At 64.2% G+C, this 16,241-nt stretch carries 16 protein-coding genes; 7 read left to right on the plus strand and 9 right to left on the minus strand.

Translation table 11 applies throughout. The features are described from left to right. Position 1: 1 nt before the first annotated feature. The 6 genes from ABGN05_RS01030 to ABGN05_RS01055 all read right to left on the minus strand — a co-directional run bounded on the left by ABGN05_RS01030 (position 2) and on the right by ABGN05_RS01055 (position 6,013). The gene (locus tag ABGN05_RS01030) at positions 2–1,327 is read right to left on the minus strand and encodes a dihydrolipoamide acetyltransferase family protein (RefSeq protein ID WP_367952134.1); all 1,326 of its coding nucleotides are present in this window, start codon (positions 1,325–1,327) and stop codon (positions 2–4) included. A gap of 1 nt (position 1,328) precedes the next feature. Further along, positions 1,329–2,342 (minus strand): alpha-ketoacid dehydrogenase subunit beta, encoded by a 1,014-nt coding sequence (locus ABGN05_RS01035; RefSeq protein WP_367952135.1) that lies wholly within the window; start codon positions 2,340–2,342, stop codon positions 1,329–1,331. 1 nt (position 2,343) lies between these two features. Further along, a complete protein-coding gene (locus tag ABGN05_RS01040) occupies positions 2,344–3,576 on the minus strand; it encodes a 3-methyl-2-oxobutanoate dehydrogenase (2-methylpropanoyl-transferring) subunit alpha (protein WP_367952136.1) in 1,233 nt (410 codons plus the stop codon). Between the two features lie 183 nt (positions 3,577–3,759). Continuing rightward, entirely contained in the window at positions 3,760–4,587 is an 828-nt protein-coding gene (locus ABGN05_RS01045; protein WP_367952137.1) for a metallophosphoesterase family protein, read from the minus strand. 3 nt (positions 4,588–4,590) lie between these two features. Then, positions 4,591–5,520: a sugar phosphate isomerase/epimerase family protein gene (locus ABGN05_RS01050; protein WP_367952138.1), complete on the minus strand. Its 930-nt coding sequence runs from the start codon at positions 5,518–5,520 to the stop codon at positions 4,591–4,593. A 109-nt stretch (positions 5,521–5,629) separates the two neighbouring features. Next, the gene (locus ABGN05_RS01055; protein ID WP_367952139.1) at positions 5,630–6,013 is read right to left on the minus strand and encodes a RidA family protein; all 384 of its coding nucleotides are present in this window, start codon (positions 6,011–6,013) and stop codon (positions 5,630–5,632) included. Positions 6,014–6,429: 416 nt separating this feature from the next. Here ABGN05_RS01055 and ABGN05_RS01060 point away from each other — a divergent pair, with 416 nt between their 5' ends. Continuing rightward, positions 6,430–6,867 carry a hypothetical protein gene (locus tag ABGN05_RS01060; RefSeq protein WP_367952140.1) on the plus strand — a complete coding sequence of 146 codons (438 nt, stop codon included), beginning with the start codon at positions 6,430–6,432 and terminating at the stop codon, positions 6,865–6,867. 235 nt (positions 6,868–7,102) lie between these two features. Then, on the plus strand, positions 7,103–7,492 hold the full coding sequence (locus ABGN05_RS01065; RefSeq protein WP_367952141.1) for a hypothetical protein: 390 nt from the start codon (positions 7,103–7,105) through the stop codon (positions 7,490–7,492). 183 nt (positions 7,493–7,675) lie between these two features. Here the strand turns inward: ABGN05_RS01065 and ABGN05_RS01070 are convergent, their stop codons facing one another. After that, on the minus strand, positions 7,676–8,452 hold the full coding sequence (locus ABGN05_RS01070; protein WP_367952142.1) for an IclR family transcriptional regulator domain-containing protein: 777 nt from the start codon (positions 8,450–8,452) through the stop codon (positions 7,676–7,678). A 153-nt stretch (positions 8,453–8,605) separates the two neighbouring features. Here ABGN05_RS01070 and ABGN05_RS01075 point away from each other — a divergent pair, with 153 nt between their 5' ends. Then, positions 8,606–9,925 (plus strand): Rieske 2Fe-2S domain-containing protein, encoded by a 1,320-nt coding sequence (locus ABGN05_RS01075; protein ID WP_367952143.1) that lies wholly within the window; start codon positions 8,606–8,608, stop codon positions 9,923–9,925. A gap of 246 nt (positions 9,926–10,171) precedes the next feature. Further along, complete coding sequence (locus ABGN05_RS01080) at positions 10,172–11,629, plus strand: glutamine synthetase family protein (RefSeq protein WP_367952144.1); 1,458 nt, start codon at positions 10,172–10,174, stop codon at positions 11,627–11,629. Between the two features lie 125 nt (positions 11,630–11,754). Here the strand turns inward: ABGN05_RS01080 and ABGN05_RS01085 are convergent, their stop codons facing one another. Both ABGN05_RS01085 and ABGN05_RS01090 read right to left on the minus strand, forming a co-directional pair. After that, positions 11,755–12,120, minus strand: coding sequence for a response regulator (locus ABGN05_RS01085; RefSeq protein WP_367952145.1), 366 nt, complete (start codon positions 12,118–12,120; stop codon positions 11,755–11,757). Positions 12,121–12,192: 72 nt separating this feature from the next. Beyond that, positions 12,193–13,239 (minus strand): sensor histidine kinase, encoded by a 1,047-nt coding sequence (locus ABGN05_RS01090; RefSeq protein ID WP_367952146.1) that lies wholly within the window; start codon positions 13,237–13,239, stop codon positions 12,193–12,195. A gap of 397 nt (positions 13,240–13,636) precedes the next feature. On the opposite strand from ABGN05_RS01090, the gene ABGN05_RS01095 reads away from it, so the two are divergent. The 3 genes from ABGN05_RS01095 (at position 13,637) to ABGN05_RS01105 (ending at position 15,803) form a co-directional block, all read left to right on the plus strand. Then, complete coding sequence (locus ABGN05_RS01095) at positions 13,637–14,563, plus strand: ABC transporter ATP-binding protein (protein WP_367953115.1); 927 nt, start codon at positions 13,637–13,639, stop codon at positions 14,561–14,563. Continuing rightward, entirely contained in the window at positions 14,560–15,321 is a 762-nt protein-coding gene (locus tag ABGN05_RS01100; RefSeq protein WP_367952147.1) for an ABC transporter permease, read from the plus strand. Before ABGN05_RS01095 ends, ABGN05_RS01100 begins: the two co-directional genes overlap by 4 nt. A gap of 188 nt (positions 15,322–15,509) precedes the next feature. Continuing rightward, positions 15,510–15,803: a DUF6074 family protein gene (locus ABGN05_RS01105; protein ID WP_367952148.1), complete on the plus strand. Its 294-nt coding sequence runs from the start codon at positions 15,510–15,512 to the stop codon at positions 15,801–15,803. The last annotated feature ends 438 nt before the right edge of the window (positions 15,804–16,241 follow it).

Raw genomic sequence — 16,241 nt, forward strand, 5'->3', positions numbered from 1 at the left:
CTCACTCCTCGATGAAGATCGACGCCGGCGTCTCCAGCAGGGCCTTCACCCGCTGCACGAATACCGCCGCGTCCCAGCCGTCGACGACCCGGTGGTCGAAGCTCGAGGACAGGTTCATCATCTTCTTCGGCACGAACTGCGTACCGTCCCACATCGGCCGCACCTGCATCTTGTTCACCCCGACGATCGCCACCTCCGGATGGTTGATGACAGGGGTCGTCGCGATGCCGCCCAGCGCGCCGAGCGAGGTGATGGTGATCGTCGAGCCCGACAGTTCCTCGCGCTTCGCGGTGCCATTCTTGGCGGCCTCCGCCAGCCGGTTGATCTCGCCCGCCGCGCCCCACAGGTCGAGCGCCTCGGCGTGGCGCACCACCGGCACGACCAGCCCGTTGCGCGTCTGCGCGGCGATGCCGCAATGCACGCCGCCGAACTGGCGCACCAGGCCGGCCTCGTCGTCGTAATGGGCATTGATGTTCGGCTGGTCCCTGATCGCCTTGACCATGGCCATCAGCAGGAAGGGCAGCAGCGTCAGCTTCGGCCGGTCGTCCCTGCGCGTGGCATTGAGGCTCGCGCGCAACTGTTCCAGCGCCTCCATGTCGATCTCCTCGACATAGGTGATATGGGCGATGCGTGACTTCGACAGCGCCATCTTCTCGGCGATCTTGCGCCGCAGGCCCACGACCTTCAGTTCCGTGACCCGGCTGTCGGGCATGCGACCCGTCGGCGCGCCGGGCCGGGCGCCCTGTTCGAGATAAAGGTCGAGATCCTCGTGCGTGATGCGACCCGCCGGCCCGGTGCCCGGAACGAAGCGCAGGTCGATGCCGCGCTCGCGCGCCTTCAGGCGCACGGATGGAGCGGCAAGCGGCTTCTCGCCTTCCTTGCGGGAGTGCGCGGGCAGCGCACGTCTTGGCTCGGAGGCCTTTTTCGGCCGCGCTGCCGGCTCGGGCGCGCGCTCCTCGGCCTCTTCCTCCCCTTCTAGGCCTGCGTCTTCGTCTTTCCGCTTTGCCGTGCTTGCCTCGGGCATCGCCTCCTTGGCCGGCTTGGCCTTCGCAGGTGCACCCTTGTCGGCGGAGACATTGCCTTCGCCGGAAACTTCGAGCTTCAGCAGCGGTGCGCCGACGGCGATCTGCTCGCCGACCTCGCCGCCGATCCATTCCACCGTGCCTTCGACGGGGGAGGGGATCTCCACCGTCGCCTTGTCGGTCATGACGGCGGCGAGCACCATGTCCTCGGTGACGGGATCGCCGACCTTCACGTGCCATTCCACCAGTTCGGCCTCGGCGATGCCTTCGCCGACATCCGGCATCTTGATGACGAAGGTTCCCATGTCAGCCCTCCATCACGTCGGTAAGTGCCGTGGCCAACCGCGCGGGACCGGGAAAATAGGTCCATTCCTGCGCATGCGGATAGGGCGTGTCCCAGCCCGCCACCCGTCGGATCGGCGCTTCCAGATGATAGAAGCAGTGCTCCTGAACCAGTGCGGCCAGTTCCGCGCCGAAGCCCGACGTCAGCGTCGCCTCGTGCACGACCACGCAGCGCCCGGTCTTCTTCACCGACGCAATGATCGTGTCGAGATCGAGCGGATGCAGGGTCCTGAGATCGATCACTTCGGCATCCACGCCGCTCTCCTCGGCCGCGGCTTCCGCGACGTATACCATTGTCCCGTAGGCGAGCACGGTGACCGCGCTTCCCTCGCGCCGCACCACCGCCTTGCCGAGCGGCACGGTGTAGTGCCCGGCCGGCACCTCGCCCAGCGGATGTTTCGACCAGGGGATGATCGGCTTGTCGTGATGGCCGTCGAAGGGGCCGTTGTAGAGCCGCTTCGGCTCGAGGAAGATCACCGGATTCTCGTCCTCGATGGATGCGATCAAGAGCCCCTTGGCGTCGTGCGGGTTCGACGGCACCACCACCTTCAAACCCGAGACATGGGTGAACAGTGCTTCCGGGCTCTGGCTGTGCGTCTGGCCGCCGAAAATGCCGCCGCCGGTGGGCATGCGCACCGTCAAAGGACAGGTGAAGTCGCCGGCCGAGCGGTGGCGGATGCGCGCGGCTTCCGAGACGATCTGGTCGTAGGCGGGATAGACGTAGTCGGCGAACTGGATCTCCACGCAGGGCCGCAGGCCGTAGGCGGCCATGCCGATCGCCGTGCCGACGATGCCGGCCTCGTTGATCGGGCTGTCGAAGCAGCGGTCCTTGCCGAACTTCTCCTGGAGCCCCTGCGTGCAGCGGAAGACGCCGCCGAAATAGCCGACGTCCTCGCCGAACACCACCACGTTCCGGTCGCGCTCCATCGCCACCACATGGGCGTCGCGGATCGCCTCGATCATCGTCATGCGCGGCATGTCAGTACCCCGCCTCCTGCCGCTGCCGCCGCAGGTTCGGCGTCATGGCGTCGTAGACGTCCTCGAAGATGTCGCGCGGCGAGGCCTTGGGGCCGGAATGCAGCGTGCCGAAGGATTCGGCCTCCTTCTGGGCGGCGAGCACCTCGGCGTCGATCTCGGCCTCGGCCTGCTTTTGGCGCTCTGGCGACCAGGCGCCGATCGCGACCAGATGGTTCTTCAGCCGCTCGACCGGGTCGCCCAGCGGCCAGGCGTCGCTTTCCTCCTTCGGCCGGTATGCCGAGGGATCGTCCGAGGTCGAGTGCGCGGCGGCGCGGTAGGTGACGTATTCGACCAGAACCGGCCCGAGATTCTTGCGCGCCCGCTCGGTCGCCCATTTCGCCACCGCGTGGACGGCCAGATAGTCGTTGCCGTCGACCCTAAGCGAGGGAATGCCGAAGCCGTGGCCGCGCGCGGCGAACGTGCCCGAGCCACCGCGCGCGATGCCCTGGAAGGTCGAGATGGCCCACTGGTTGTTGACGATGTTCAGAACCACCGGCGCCTTGTAGGTCGAGGCGAAGACCAGACCGGCGTGGAAGTCGCTCTCGGCGGTCGAGCCGTCGCCGATCCACGCCGCCGCGATCCTGGTGTCGTGCATGATCGCCGAGGCCATCGCCCAGCCCACCGCCTGCACGAACTGGGTGGCGAGATTGCCGGAGATCGTGAAGAAGCCGTGCTTCTTCGACGAGTACATCACCGGCAGCTGCCGGCCCTTGATCGGGTCGTGCGTGTTGGAATAGATCTGGTTCATCATGTCGACCATCGGGTAGCCGCCGGCGATCAGCAGCCCCTGCTGCCGATAGGTCGGGAAGTTCATGTCGCCGTCTTCCATTGCCTTGCGAAAGGCGCAGGCGATCGCCTCCTCGCCTAGGCACTGCATGTAGAACGATGTCTTGCCCTGACGCTGCGCCATCAGCATGCGACGGTCGAAGGCGCGCACGCGCATCATGTCGCGCAGACCCGAAAGCGCCTCCTCCGGGCTCAGCGTGCCGGCCCATGGGCCCACCGCCTCGCCCTTGCGGTTCAGCACCCGGATGATCGAATAGGCCATGTCGCGGATGGCTTCCGGCGCGACGTCGACCGGCGGTCGGTCGACCGAACCGGCCTTGGGTATCTTGACGTTGGAGAAATCCGGCTTGCCGCCGGGCCTGACCTCGGGTTCCGGAACGTTGAGGCGAAGCGGAGCGGTTTCGGCCATGTCTCGTCTCTCTCCCCAGAGCGCCCGCGCGGGTTGATGCCGCTGCGTCGGGCGATCGCGCCATTCTTCACCTTCCGATAGCGCGGACAAGAGGCAAGTGGTTCCTTCGTGCGGATAGCAAGAAGCCATGCGGCGGGACCGGCCCGCGCGAAACTTTCGCAAAGGCAAGTCGCTTGTGCGGGACTATTTCAGCGAGCGGACCTTGTCCTCGTCCAGGAAACCCAGCGGCCGCCGGTCGCAGGCGAGCGGGACGAAGGAGATGGTGAGCCCCGACGGCCGCAGCGTGCAGAGCCCGAAGGATGCGCCCGAAAGAATGCGCAGGCCCTTCCTGAAAAGCGGATCGATGAAGGCCTGCAGTCCCGTTCCGACGATGACTGGGACGCCATGCCAGGTCGAGACGCGGTCGTGATGGATGTGGCCCGTCAGGATGCCGGCGACGTTGCCGCCGCCCACGATCTGGCGAAACCGCTCCGTCTCCGCCACGCTCAGGCTCTCCCACGCGAAGGGCGACTCCTCGTCGATGCGCGGCGCATGGTGCATGACGACGATCTTCGGCCGATCCGGCTCCCGGCGAAGTGCTGCCTCGAGAAAGTCGAACTGGGCTTCGCCGACTTCGCCGCTGGTGCGGCCGGGCACGCTGGTGTCGAGAACGATGACGTGCACGCCCGCGATGCTCCGCTCGTAGCGGTACTGCGCCTCGGTATCCTGTGTCCGGTCGAGCATACCGGCGTAAAAGCCCGGGCGGCTGTCGTGGTTGCCGAGCGCGTAGACGACGGGCATCGCCAGCGCTTCCAGCCTCTGCCTCACGATCCGGTAGCTTTCCTCGTCGCCCTTGTCGGTGACGTCGCCGCTGACGATGGCGAAATCGGGTGCAGGGTCGATCCCGCGGATCATCTCCAGCGCCGTGTCCAGCCGCGCAACCGGTTCGTCGTTTTTCGACGTCCCGCCCGCCGGCGGGGGCGAGACGTGGATATCGGTCAGGTGGACGAACCGGACGGTGCGCTGGAGCATCGGTCAGGCCGCCCGTGCCGTCTTGAGCGTCCTCGCCCGTTCAGCGAGCGACTTGGTCGCGTCCACCGTCTCCTGCGCGGCATACCAGTGGCGCGCCTCGAGTTCGATGTTGAACAGCACGCCTTCCGGGAATTCGCATTCGGCGATGATCGTCTCCCAGGGAATGTCGCCCCAGCCGACCGGCAAATGGAGATCGCCGTGGCCATAGGCGATCCGCTCGCCGTCCGTGTACATCCAGATGTCGTCCTGCCGTCCGAAGCTGTCGTGAACGTGCAGGTGGCGGCCCCATGGTGCAAGGGCCTTGATCTCGTCGAGGAAATCGCCACGCCGGCCGTCATAGTCGAGCTTCAGGTAGGAATGGCTGAAGTCGATCGTCGCCATCACGTTCGAATGGTTGATGGCGGCGAGTTCCGCGGCAAGCCGCCTCGGAGACGAGGCATGCGCCCGCCCGTCGAAGCCGGCGAACAGCGTCTCCACGCAGATCACGAGGTCGAGCCGGCGCGCGATGTCGCCGGCCCGCGCCAGGCATTCGCGCTGCCGTTCATAGGCTGCCTCCAGCCCGTCTCCCTGCTGCACCGGCGCCATGCCGGAATGGAGGACGTAGTGCTTTGCACCGACCTCGGCCGCCACTTCGAGCGACGCCGAAAGCACGTCCATGTGGCGTTGTAGCCGGTAGGGCTCGTCCATCAGGTTGATGGCGAGCGGCCCGTGCACGGAAAACTCCACCGACCGCCCGGCACAGGCGCGCTTCAGCGCCTCCATCTGCGGCCGGCGTATCCTGCCTCCGACGACGATGTCCATGTCGTAGGTCGGCAGTTCGATCGCATCGACGCCGAGCGCCTCGATCATGTCGAGTTCCGCGGAAAAATCCGAAAGATCGTGGCTGCGCTTGTACGCCGAAATGCCCGTGCCCGTCGCGCCGTTCGGAAGCATGAAAGTCCCTTTCCTTTGGTGGCCCGGCGTACGCCGCCCGCCCGGTGAGTTCGCGGGCAACTTGTCCGGATTCGATGTCAGGCGTCTGACAGAGAGACGGACATAGCGTTCACCCTGCAGCGATCACCTCGACCTCGACCTTGAATTCCTCGCGCGTGAAACCGGTCACGATCATCAGCGTGGAGGCGGGCGAGGGGGCCGGAAACAGCCGGTCGCGCACCGCCATGTACGGCTTCATGTGCTCGCGCGCGGTCACGAAGGCATTTATGCGCACGACGTTTTCGAGCGTCAGGCCGGACGCCGCGAGGATCGTTTTCACCGCACCGAAGCAGAGCTCCGCCTGCGCTTCGGCGCCTTCCGGCACTTCGTCGTCCGGCGAGATGCCGAGCTGGCCCGAGCAGAAGACCAGCCGCGTGCCGGCGGCAACCTCGACGGAATGGCTGTAGGCCGCAAAGGGTTTGCGGACGCCGTCGGGAATGTGATGCTTGAGCATGACCGGTCTCGCGGAGGAATGCGTCACGCGCATTCATGCACGGCGAGGGGAGGGAAGTCGACGGGGATGGCGGCAAGGCACGGGGACCGCCTGTTGTCCAGGCGCGCCGGCGTTTTGGCCGAGCGTCTGCACCGGCATAGGCGGCTGGAGATGAGACGGAATACCGCTAATCTACTTCAGTACATATTTTTATTCTTGTATGATATAAAACTGGCCAGTGATGAATTTTGTTAAATTGAATAAAACTGAAATAGGAGAAATACATCTTATAAATGAGATTTAGCAAGCCGATTTTGCTTATCGATGCTGCATTTTTTCTGCAGTTGCATTGTAAAATGTACTTCTTCCCATGAAAATTTGACATCCACCGCCATTCGGCTCACGCTGTTTATCAATTCGAAACAAACCGGGAGCAGATGATGAGCATCACGAGTGGATGGAACGATTACAGGCCGACAAAGGCTGGACTCATCTGGGCTGCGGCCGGCGCCAGCATCCTGACGATGGTGGTGGGCTTCGCGTGGGGCGGATGGGTCACGGGCGGCTCGGCTCAGACCATGGCGGAGCAAGCTTCGCAGAATGCGCGCGAACAACTTGTAGCGTCGATCTGTGTCGAGAATTTCGTAGCCGATGCTGACGCCGCGGCCAACTTGGTCGCTTTGAAGGAAGAAAGCAGCTATCAGCAAGATGACTTCATCGAAGATGGCGGATGGAGCAATGTCACAGCTATCGACGAGCAGGTGACCGGGGCGGCTGATCTTTGCGCCGAACAACTCGTAGCGATGGAAGCACTTCCGGCCCGAACTTTGGGGTCGGATACCGCTCCCGGCGTCATACCGACCACCGACGGCTAGACAGCGTCGTGGCTGCTGGACGGCGACGAGTTTGCCGTCCGGTCCCATGAGAGGACAGGTGGCGCGGGAATGCTGTTCCCTGGCCGTCAGCGCTGTGCGAAACGCCGCGTTGCCGTATCCATTTTTTCGCGGGGCAAACAAACCCGCGCGGCACTCGAACGCGCGTACCAGTGACAGAGCGAGAGCCGCGTGCGATCATTTCGCTGCTGTAGCGTCATGGTCGGGATGGATTGCAATGAAACCGCCTCTTGTCTGGCTCGCATTGATCGTTCTCGGAATCTGGCCGATCTCGGTGCACGGCGACGACCTGGCCGGCAGCGGAGCGGATATCCAGAAGATCATTGCCGCGCTTGAGGCTACCGATCTAAGCGCGAACGAGATTCGTGCGATCGATTCCTTTGTTCGTCTCGATGTCGTTGACTTGAGCGCCTTCGAGTCCAGTGACGACTATCAGGCGCTCGAGACTGCCCTCCGTGGCACTGAAGACGGTTGGGCGATGGTGCAGACCGCGATCGTTTCCAATGATGCGATAGAGCAGGAACTCACTCGCCGTTCGGTCGCGATAAGACGCGTTGTCGCGGCAACGAGGGACCCAACAAACGCGATTGCAATCTACATTCGTTGATTTGCGAACCTACCAGGACAGGGATCCCCTTCCTGTCGCCTTGATGGGGTTTGTGGAACTGGGTTGAAGACGCACTTCGAAACAAAACTGGCAAATCCGTTTCACGTCAGGCGTCGGTATTGGGACAACAGGAGGCCGGGCGCTTTCGGGCCTACCGCGAACGTATTTCCCTGGCAGCCTGCCCTACAACAACCCCGAAACCGCATCCGCGCATTCGCGCAGGCACTCGACCGCTTCGCGCAGGAAACTTTCGTCCGCGAAGCGTTCGCGCGGCGCCGACAGGCCGAGGCCGGCGACGGTGCCGCTCTGCGTCCTGATCGGCACGGCCAGCCCCGCGACCCCAGGCTCGAACTCGCCGTCGACGAAGGCGTGGCCGCTCAGGGCTATCGCCTCGACCTCCCTTGCCACCGCCTGTCGGTCCGTCAGCGTCAGCGGCGTGTGTGCGACGAGGGGTGCCGCGCCGATCGCCTCGCGCGCCGTTTCCGCATCGCTCGCGGCGACCAGCACTCGCCCGATCGCCGTCGACAGCAGCGGCACGCGGCTGCCGATCGTGAAACCGATGCGCGCCATGCCGGCCTCGCTTCCCGAGTGCGCGACGTAGACCGCTTCCATGCCGTCGAGCATGGCCATCGAGATCGTCTCGCCTATCCTTTGCGCAAACGCGCGCATCACCGGCTGGATGGTCTTGCCGAACTGCCGGCCCTGCAGGAACCCGCCGGCCAGGACGAGAATCCGCGGTGTCAGCGAAAAGGCTCGATCCCGCTGCCGCACGTAGCCCAGATGCACCAGCGTCAGCACCAGCCGCCGCGTCGTGGCGCGGTCGTAGCCGGTCATTCGCGCGATCTGCGGCAAGGTGAGGTGTGTGTGTTCGGCATCGAAGGCCTTCAGCACCGCCATGCCCTTTGCGAAGGTCAGGGAGATGTCCTTCTCGGCGATCGGTTCGGCCCGGTCCCGCTGCATGTCGCTCCTTCCGCATCGCTTGACACATCTCGGCCGCCCACACTACGCTCGGGCGATAATATGCCTGTTGTGCGATAATCGCACGATAGTTGGCCGTAGGGCAAGGCGTTCCGGCCTTCCTCTCGCCATCGGAGAGCCAGGGGAACCCCAGCCATGATGAGCCAGGAACAGAACGACCTTCTCACGCGGGTGGGGCCGAAGACGGGCGCCGGATCGGTGCTGAGGCTCTACTGGCAGCCCGCCGCGCTTTCCGAAGAACTGATGTCGGCACGACCCGTCGTGCCGGTGCGCCTGCTCGGCGAAGACCTCGTGCTCTTCCGCGACAACGAGGGCGCGCTCGGCCTCATCGGCCGCCACTGCCCGCATCGCGGCGCCGACCTCTGCTACGGGCGGCGCGAGGACAACGGCTTGCGCTGTCCCTTCCACGGCTGGCACTTCGACCGCACCGGCCAGTGCGTCGAACAACCGGGCGAGCCGGAAGGCAGCCGCATGCACGAGAACATCCGCGCCGTCTCCTATCCGGTGGTGGAAAGGAACGGCATCGTCTTCGCCTACATGGGCCCCGGCGACCCGCCGCCGTTCCCGGCGCTCGACTGTTTCGCCGCGCCCGACAGCCATGTCTTCGCCTTCAAGGGCCTGTGGGAATGCAACTGGCTGCAGGCCATGGAGGTCGGCATCGATCCCGCGCATGCCTCCTTCCTGCACCGTTTCCTGCAGGACGAGGACCCGTCGGAAGGCTACGGCAAGCAGTTCCGCGACAAGGCGGGCAATACCGAGATGCCGATGACGCAGCTGTTGCGCGAATATCCCCGCCCCGACATCCGCGTCGAGGAGACCGATTTCGGGCTGCGGCTGATCTCCCTGCGCCACATGAAGGACGGGCGCAGCCACGTTCGGGTCACCAACCAGATCTTTCCGGAGGCGATCTGCATCCCGATGTCCAGCGAGATGACGATCACCCAGTGGCACGTGCCCGTCGACGACGAGACCTGCTACTGGTACTCCATGTTCACGAGCTTCGGAAAACCGGTGAACAAGACGCTGATGCGCGAGCAACGCATGAAGGAACACCGCCTGCCGGACTACGCGCCGCTCAAGAACAAGCGCAACAATTACGGCTACAATCCCGACGAGCAGGCGAGCCTGACCTATACCGGCATGGGGCTCGACATCAACGTGCACGACCAGTGGGCGGTGGAATCCATGGGCCGCATCCAGGATCGCACCGACGAGCATCTCGGCCGCACCGACGTCGCCATCATGAGGAACCGCCGCAAGCTCTTGGCGGCGATCAAGAGCGTGCAGGATGGCAATCTCTCCACCCTGCCGATGCGCGGCGAGGCCGCCGCGGTCGAAGCGGTGCGCGGCCCGGTCTCCATCGACGCGATCGGCCCGACGGACGGGTGGGAAGATCTCTGGCCGCAAGCCGACCGCACCCGCCGCGCGGCGTGCGCATGGCCGGCTGTGATTTGAATTCGCGGAGATGAACCCGCCCTACGTTGCCCCCCTCTGTCGGCTGCGCCGACATCTCCCCCACGAGGGGGGAGATCAGGCGTCGCGTCGGGTTTTGCCAATCTCCGATCGTCGAAGAGAAACGCAGAGAGCGAGGCCGCTGATCTCCCCCCTCGTGGGGGAGATGCCCGAGAGGGCAGAGGCGCGCGCGACAGAGCGCGATCTCACCAGTCCTTGCCTTGGATCGATCCATCCGGAGCCCCTGTCATGAGCACCGGAAACAATCTCTCCGGCGGCTTCACGACCACCCACGCCCTCCTGTCGCCCGACCAGCTCCGCTTCGCCGAAGACATCCTTGCCCGCGTCGCCTCGGAAAACCTCGAGACGGTCCGCATCCTCTTCGCCGATCAGCATGGCGTCCTGCGCGGCAAAACCGTGGTCGCTTCCGGCCTCGCCTCGGCCTTCAAGAACGGCGTGGCGATCACGTCGACGCTGCTCCTGAAGGACACCTCGCACCGGACCGCCTTTCCGGTCTGGAGCGGCGACATCGGGTTCGGGGAGGGAACGCTGACGGGGGCCAGCGACATCCTCATGGTGCCGGACCCGGCGACCTTCCGCGTGCTGCCCTGGTCTCCGCATTCCGGCTGGCTGCTCTGCGACCTCTACCACAAGGACGGCGCACCGATCCCCATCTCCTCCCGCGCCATCCTGCGAAAGGCGATCGAGCGTCTCGCCGCCACGGGCAGGCGCCTGGTCTGCGGCCTCGAGGTGGAGTTCCACGTCTACCGCCTCGCCGATCCGAAGCTCGCGCACACCGATGGCGGCATGCCGGCCTCGCCGCCCGAGACGAGCCTGCTTTCGCATGGCTATCAGCTCCTCACCGACGCCCGCTACGATGCGCTGGAGGAAGTGATGGACGATCTGCGCCGCGCCTGCCAGCGGGTCGGCCTGCCGGTGCGCTCCATGGAGGCCGAGTTCGGCCCGAGCCAGTGCGAGTTCACCTTCGAGCCGGACGGGCCGATGGCGCATGCCGACGCGATGATGCTGTTCCGGTCGCTGGTGAAGCAGGTCTGCGCGCGCAAGGGCCTGCACGCCACGTTCATGTGCCGGCCCAAGGTCGACCACGGCATGGCGAGCGGCTGGCACCTGCACCAGTCGGTGGTTGACGCCGCGACCGGCGCAAACCTCTTCATGCCGCACGCCGATGGCACGCTGTCGGACACCGCGAGTGGCTGGATCGCCGGCCTGCTCGACCACGCCGCGGAGACCTGCCTTCTGACCACGCCGACGGTCAACGGCTACAAGCGCTACCAGCCGTTCCAGCTCGCGCCCGACCGCATTCAGTGGGGCCGCGACAACAAGGGCGCGATGATCCGCGGTTTGATGGAGCCGGGTGATCGCGCCAGCCGCATCGAAAACCGCGTCGCCGAGCCGGCCGCCAACCCCTATCTCTACTTCGCCTCGCAGATCCTCTGCGGCCTCGACGGCATCGAGCGCGGGCTCTCCGCCCCGCCGCCGGTCGAGAGCCCCTACGACAGCGGCGCGACGCTCCTGCCCAAGAGCCTGGTTGCCGCGATCGAGCGCTTCGAGACGAGCGAATTCTACAAGGACAAGCTCGGCGCCGACACAGTCTCCTGGCTCACCCGCATCAAGCGCGCCGAATGGGACCGCTATCTCATGACGGTCTCGGAATGGGAGCAGCGGGAATATTTTTCGCTGTTTTGAGGGGGAACCGGACGCTCCGGTATCCGCAATTCCAATGGTGCTCTACCCGAAGGGATGCCGGATGAAACGAATTGCAAATTCTGTTTCATCGTGTGCCGCTTGACCATCGACCGGCCGGTAGTTCGCTACGCAAGCAGGCGGGCCATGGCGTCCGCGATGGCGTGATCATCGTACGGTTTTGCGAAGAACCTGCTCCCAGTGGGTAGACTGCTTTCTTCGAGAATTGCGTTGCCGGATGCGACGAGGAGCTTCACAGGAGGCCATCGCTCGCGGATGTAGTGGGATAGCTTGATGCCGTCCATGGTGCCGGGCATTTGAACATCGGTGAACACCAGATCTATGTCGGCGCGCGACTCCAGAATGCGGATTGCCTCATCCGCGTCGCGCGCCTCCAGCGCTTCGTAACCTGCCGATATGACCAGATCGACTGCACCCATGCGGATGATGGTGCTGTCTTCGACGACGAGGACGACCTTTTTGCCGTTGTTCATTGGCCACTCAGGTTGCGTAGATTCCAGGCCGGGCTCGGCTCTAGACGTAGTGCTTCGGAGGAGATTAGGTTCCTACGCGGCTTCTGGAAGGTCGGCCCGGAGACCGGTGTTTTCCTGATGGCTTATCGTTATGGCGGTACCCGGGTCGGCATCGCTTAACTGAATCGCGCTCTGTAGATTTTTTGCCAGCGCTTCGACGATGCCGGTGCCGAGGCCCGCCTTGGGTGCATCGCTTCCCTTTTGCATACCGATACCGTCATCGGTGACCGAAAGGGACCAGTCCTTGCCCGCCGAGCGATAGTCGATGGTGATCGTGCCCGTTCGTTCATGGGGGAAGGCGTGCTTTGGCGCATTGATGACGAGTTCGGTAACGACAAGCCCCAGACTGACGGAAATGTCCGCGTCCACGGCGCTGTCATCGACCGTCACCGATATCGAGAGGCGGTTCGGGTCTTCGATCATCGACGCGCCAAGGCTCTGGCTCAGCTGCGTGAAATAGTTGCGCAGCCCGACGTTGCCGCCTCTGGAGGTGGAGAGCTGGCGTTGCAAGGCTGCAATCGACATGACCCTGTGGTGGGCATTTTGGATGTGCCCGCGCGCTTCTTCGGACTGAACCCGACGTGCGCTTTGCATGAGAACGCTTGCAATGATCTGGAGGCTGTTGGCCACCCGATGCTGGACCTCCTGCAGAAGGATCGCCTTATCTCGAACCAGGTCATCTTTTATCCGAGCCTCGGCACGAGCGTCGGTTACATCAGTCACCGCCAACAGCAGCCGGATGCGATCCTTGTCACCATCATCAAGTGTACGCGCATTGACGATCAGGTTGCGCATTTCGCAGTTCGGCCGCTTGAGGTCTATTTCGTAGGCTTCGATTTGCGCCGCTCCCGAGGCGGTCGCCTTCAGCAATGAGGCAAGCTTCGGCATAGCCCATTCGCCCTCGCCGAGTTCGCTCAATCCCCGGCCGGACACTGTCGCCGGGTCGATCTCGAAGGCCCGGCAGAAAGATGCGCTCGCTGCGATGACCTTCTGATCTTCGGAAAGGAAAAGCAGCGGTTCGTTCGATGAGACCACGATGGCAAGCGTGCTCGCGGCTTCAAAATGCGCGATGGGTTCCATTGACGTGGGAGGCTTTCATGATCCGGAGACTCGCGGAGCGAGCCATTGCTCGGCAGGAACGCCGTCAGATACGGCCACCGCTCCAAAGGGGGAGCGTACCACACACAGTCTAGATAGGCACCCTCTCTATTGGGATGGTCAATTCGCCGAATCGCCGGGATGATGTCCAGAGGCGTTACGGCGCTTTGGGAACGGAATCATATTCTGTTTCAATCTCTGGCTGCCTCATCCCGGAAGGCGCTACCTCACAAGACGGCGACTGCAATGCGGTGAGACTCCGCGCGCTGCGGTTGACGCGTCGAGACACCGGTGTCTGTTTTCATGAATTGTCAGCATCTCTCACTGGTCCAACGCCCTCGCTGCTGACAAAACGCCGCAGGTCTCCTACATGGGCGCCATGAATCCCGTCATCTCCGTCCAGAACGTCTCCAAACACTACGCAACCGGCTTTCAGGCGCTCAAAGGCGTCGACCTGGAGATCCGCGAGGGCGAGATCTTTGCGCTGCTGGGGCCTAACGGCGCCGGCAAGACGACGCTGATCTCCATCATCTGCGGCATCGTCAACAAGTCGTCGGGAACCATCCTGGTCGACGGTCACGACAACGTCGCCGAGTACCGCAAGGCGCGCGCGATGATCGGGCTGGTGCCGCAGGAACTCACCACTGACGCCTTCGAGACGGTGTGGGCGACGATCAACTACAGCCGCGGCCTCTTCGGAAAGGGGCCCAACCCGGCGCACCTGGAAAAGGTGCTGCGCGACCTGTCGCTGTGGGACAAGAAGGACGAGAAGATCGTCACGCTGTCGGGCGGCATGAAGCGCCGGCTGCTTATCGCCAAGGCGCTGTCGCACGAGCCGCGCATCCTGTTCCTCGACGAGCCGACGGCCGGCGTCGATGTCGAACTGAGGCGCGACATGTGGGAGATGGTGCGCGGACTGAAAGCCTCCGGCGTCACCATCATCCTCACCACGCACTACATCGAGGAAGCCGAGGAGATGGCCGACCGGGTCGGCGTCATCTCGAAGGGCGAGATCTTCCTGATCGAGGAAAAGGCCGAACTGATGCGCAAGCTCGGCGGCAAGGAACTCACGGTCCAGCTCAAGGAGCCGCTTGCCGCCATTCCCGAAAGCCTCGCGGACTACGACCTCGAACTCTCTGACGACGGCGAGGCGCTGACCTATACCTACGACACGCGCGCCGACCGCACGGGCATCACGCGGCTCCTGCGCGACCTCGACGCCGCCGGCATCCGGTTCCGCGACCTGGAGACGCGGCAGAGCACGCTGGAACAGATATTCGTCAGCCTCGTGAGGGAACGGCAATGAACGGTCACGCCGTCTGGGCCATCTACCGGCAGGAAATGGCCCGCACGCGCCGGACGCTGCTCCAGAGCATCGTCTCGCCGGTCATCTCCACGTCGCTCTATTTCGTGGTGTTCGGCGCCGCGATCGGCTCGCGCATCGAGGAAATCGACGGCATCAGCTACGGTGCCTTCATCGTGCCCGGCCTCATCATGCTGACGTTGCTCACGCAGAGCATCTCGAACGCCGCCTTCGGCATCTACTTCCCCAAATTCGTCGGCACGATCTACGAACTCCTCTCCGCCCCCATCTCCTACTTCGAGATCGTCATAGCCTTCGTCGGCGCGGCGGCGACCAAGTCGGTCATGCTGGGGGTGATCATCCTGGCGACGGCGCATCTCTTCGTGCCCATGCAGATCATGCATCCGGGGATCATGCTGCTCTTCCTGGTGCTCACCGCGTTCACCTTCAGCCTGTTCGGCTTCATCATCGGCATCTGGGCCGACGGCTTCGAGAAGCTGCAGCTCGTGCCGCTCTTGATCGTCACGCCGCTCACCTTCCTGGGCGGCAGCTTCTATTCCATCGACATGCTGCCGCCGTTCTGGCGCACGGTGACGCTCTTCAACCCGGTGGTCTATCTGGTCAGCGGGTTCCGCTGGAGCTTCTACGGCCATTCCGACGTCAACGTCGTCGTCAGCCTCGGCATGACGCTGGCGTTCCTCGCCGCCTGTCTCGCCATCGTCGCCTGGATCTTCCGCACCGGCTACAAGTTGAAGACCTGAACGGTCGTACTCGCGGCCGCTCGCGCTAACCTTCCATCAACATTCTCCAAGCACTCTCGCAATCGCCGGTCGCAGAGCGATTCGGCACTGGATTGCCCGGCCGGTCGCCATGAGGTGCCGGGCCGGTCGCATGAACCACACCGCCGGACCACCGGCTCGTGCGGCGTCGATGTATGGAGAGAAGTGTCGTGAGCGTTGAACCGAACGTCGCCGAAACGGAAACCGTCGAATGCCGGATAAACATCTTCCCGCTCTGGCGCCGCACGGCCGAGGTGCGCCGTGCCGCCATGACGCTCGCCGTCATCGCAGACACCGACGAGGCCGATGATTATCGCCATGCCCTGGCACGGCGGTTCTTCGCCGAACTGGCGGGGTTTGGCCTGGGCGAGGACGAGCAGGACGAGCTGGTCGGCGCATTCTTCCATCAGGTCGAGCTCGAACTCGAAGTGATGTTCTTCGAGGCCAGCGAAACCGTCGGCTGATCGAAGCCGCTCGGCGGGCGCCGCTCGCATAGCCTGACGCCGTTCCGGCGCTGGATGGCCGGCGCCACGTTTCCCCCGAAAATAGTCTCGCCACCGGCGCGCCGCTGTCGGCTGACAGGCGCGCCGTTTTCGCGTGCGCGAAGGCACCGCGACGCACCAGCCGATCCGACTGCATGACCGCGGGTCACTGACCACATCCACCGGATGACCGGGGGGGCGGACGCCGCTCCTCTTGCAGACGCTCAAGGCGGCGTCAGCGCGAATCAGCATTCCCTCGATGCATTCTCGGACCGGTTCACGCGCGAACATCTGCGGGCGCTCGCGCCTGCCCGACCGGTTTACCAAGCTTGCCGATGTCTTAATTCTGGAAGCGGCCCTTCTTCAGCGCCATCCCGCCGCAACATCCTGTTCTTGAAGCTTTTTCGGCTGTCGGGAGGT

It is taken from the genome of Aquibium pacificum, from assembly GCF_040839445.1.
Taxonomy (GTDB): domain Bacteria; phylum Pseudomonadota; class Alphaproteobacteria; order Rhizobiales; family Rhizobiaceae; genus Aquibium; species Aquibium pacificus.

Excerpts from the sequence above, each read along its gene's own strand:
- ABGN05_RS01065 (WP_367952141.1), top strand. The coding sequence starts at position 7,103 with ATGAAACCGCCTCTTGTCTGGCTCGCATTGATCGTTCTCGGAATCTGG.
- ABGN05_RS01030 (WP_367952134.1), bottom strand. The coding sequence starts at position 1,327 with ATGGGAACCTTCGTCATCAAGATGCCGGATGTCGGCGAAGGCATCGCC.
- ABGN05_RS01095 (WP_367953115.1), top strand. The coding sequence starts at position 13,637 with ATGAATCCCGTCATCTCCGTCCAGAACGTCTCCAAACACTACGCAACC.
- ABGN05_RS01085 (WP_367952145.1), bottom strand. The coding sequence starts at position 12,120 with ATGAACAACGGCAAAAAGGTCGTCCTCGTCGTCGAAGACAGCACCATC.
- ABGN05_RS01060 (WP_367952140.1), top strand. The coding sequence starts at position 6,430 with ATGATGAGCATCACGAGTGGATGGAACGATTACAGGCCGACAAAGGCT.
- ABGN05_RS01035 (WP_367952135.1), bottom strand. The coding sequence starts at position 2,342 with ATGCCGCGCATGACGATGATCGAGGCGATCCGCGACGCCCATGTGGTG.
- ABGN05_RS01090 (WP_367952146.1), bottom strand. The coding sequence starts at position 13,239 with ATGGAACCCATCGCGCATTTTGAAGCCGCGAGCACGCTTGCCATCGTG.
- ABGN05_RS01080 (WP_367952144.1), top strand. The coding sequence starts at position 10,172 with ATGAGCACCGGAAACAATCTCTCCGGCGGCTTCACGACCACCCACGCC.
- ABGN05_RS01075 (WP_367952143.1), top strand. The coding sequence starts at position 8,606 with ATGATGAGCCAGGAACAGAACGACCTTCTCACGCGGGTGGGGCCGAAG.
- ABGN05_RS01100 (WP_367952147.1), top strand. The coding sequence starts at position 14,560 with ATGAACGGTCACGCCGTCTGGGCCATCTACCGGCAGGAAATGGCCCGC.
- ABGN05_RS01070 (WP_367952142.1), bottom strand. The coding sequence starts at position 8,452 with ATGCAGCGGGACCGGGCCGAACCGATCGCCGAGAAGGACATCTCCCTG.
- ABGN05_RS01050 (WP_367952138.1), bottom strand. The coding sequence starts at position 5,520 with ATGCTTCCGAACGGCGCGACGGGCACGGGCATTTCGGCGTACAAGCGC.
- ABGN05_RS01055 (WP_367952139.1), bottom strand. The coding sequence starts at position 6,013 with ATGCTCAAGCATCACATTCCCGACGGCGTCCGCAAACCCTTTGCGGCC.
- ABGN05_RS01045 (WP_367952137.1), bottom strand. The coding sequence starts at position 4,587 with ATGCTCCAGCGCACCGTCCGGTTCGTCCACCTGACCGATATCCACGTC.
- ABGN05_RS01040 (WP_367952136.1), bottom strand. The coding sequence starts at position 3,576 with ATGGCCGAAACCGCTCCGCTTCGCCTCAACGTTCCGGAACCCGAGGTC.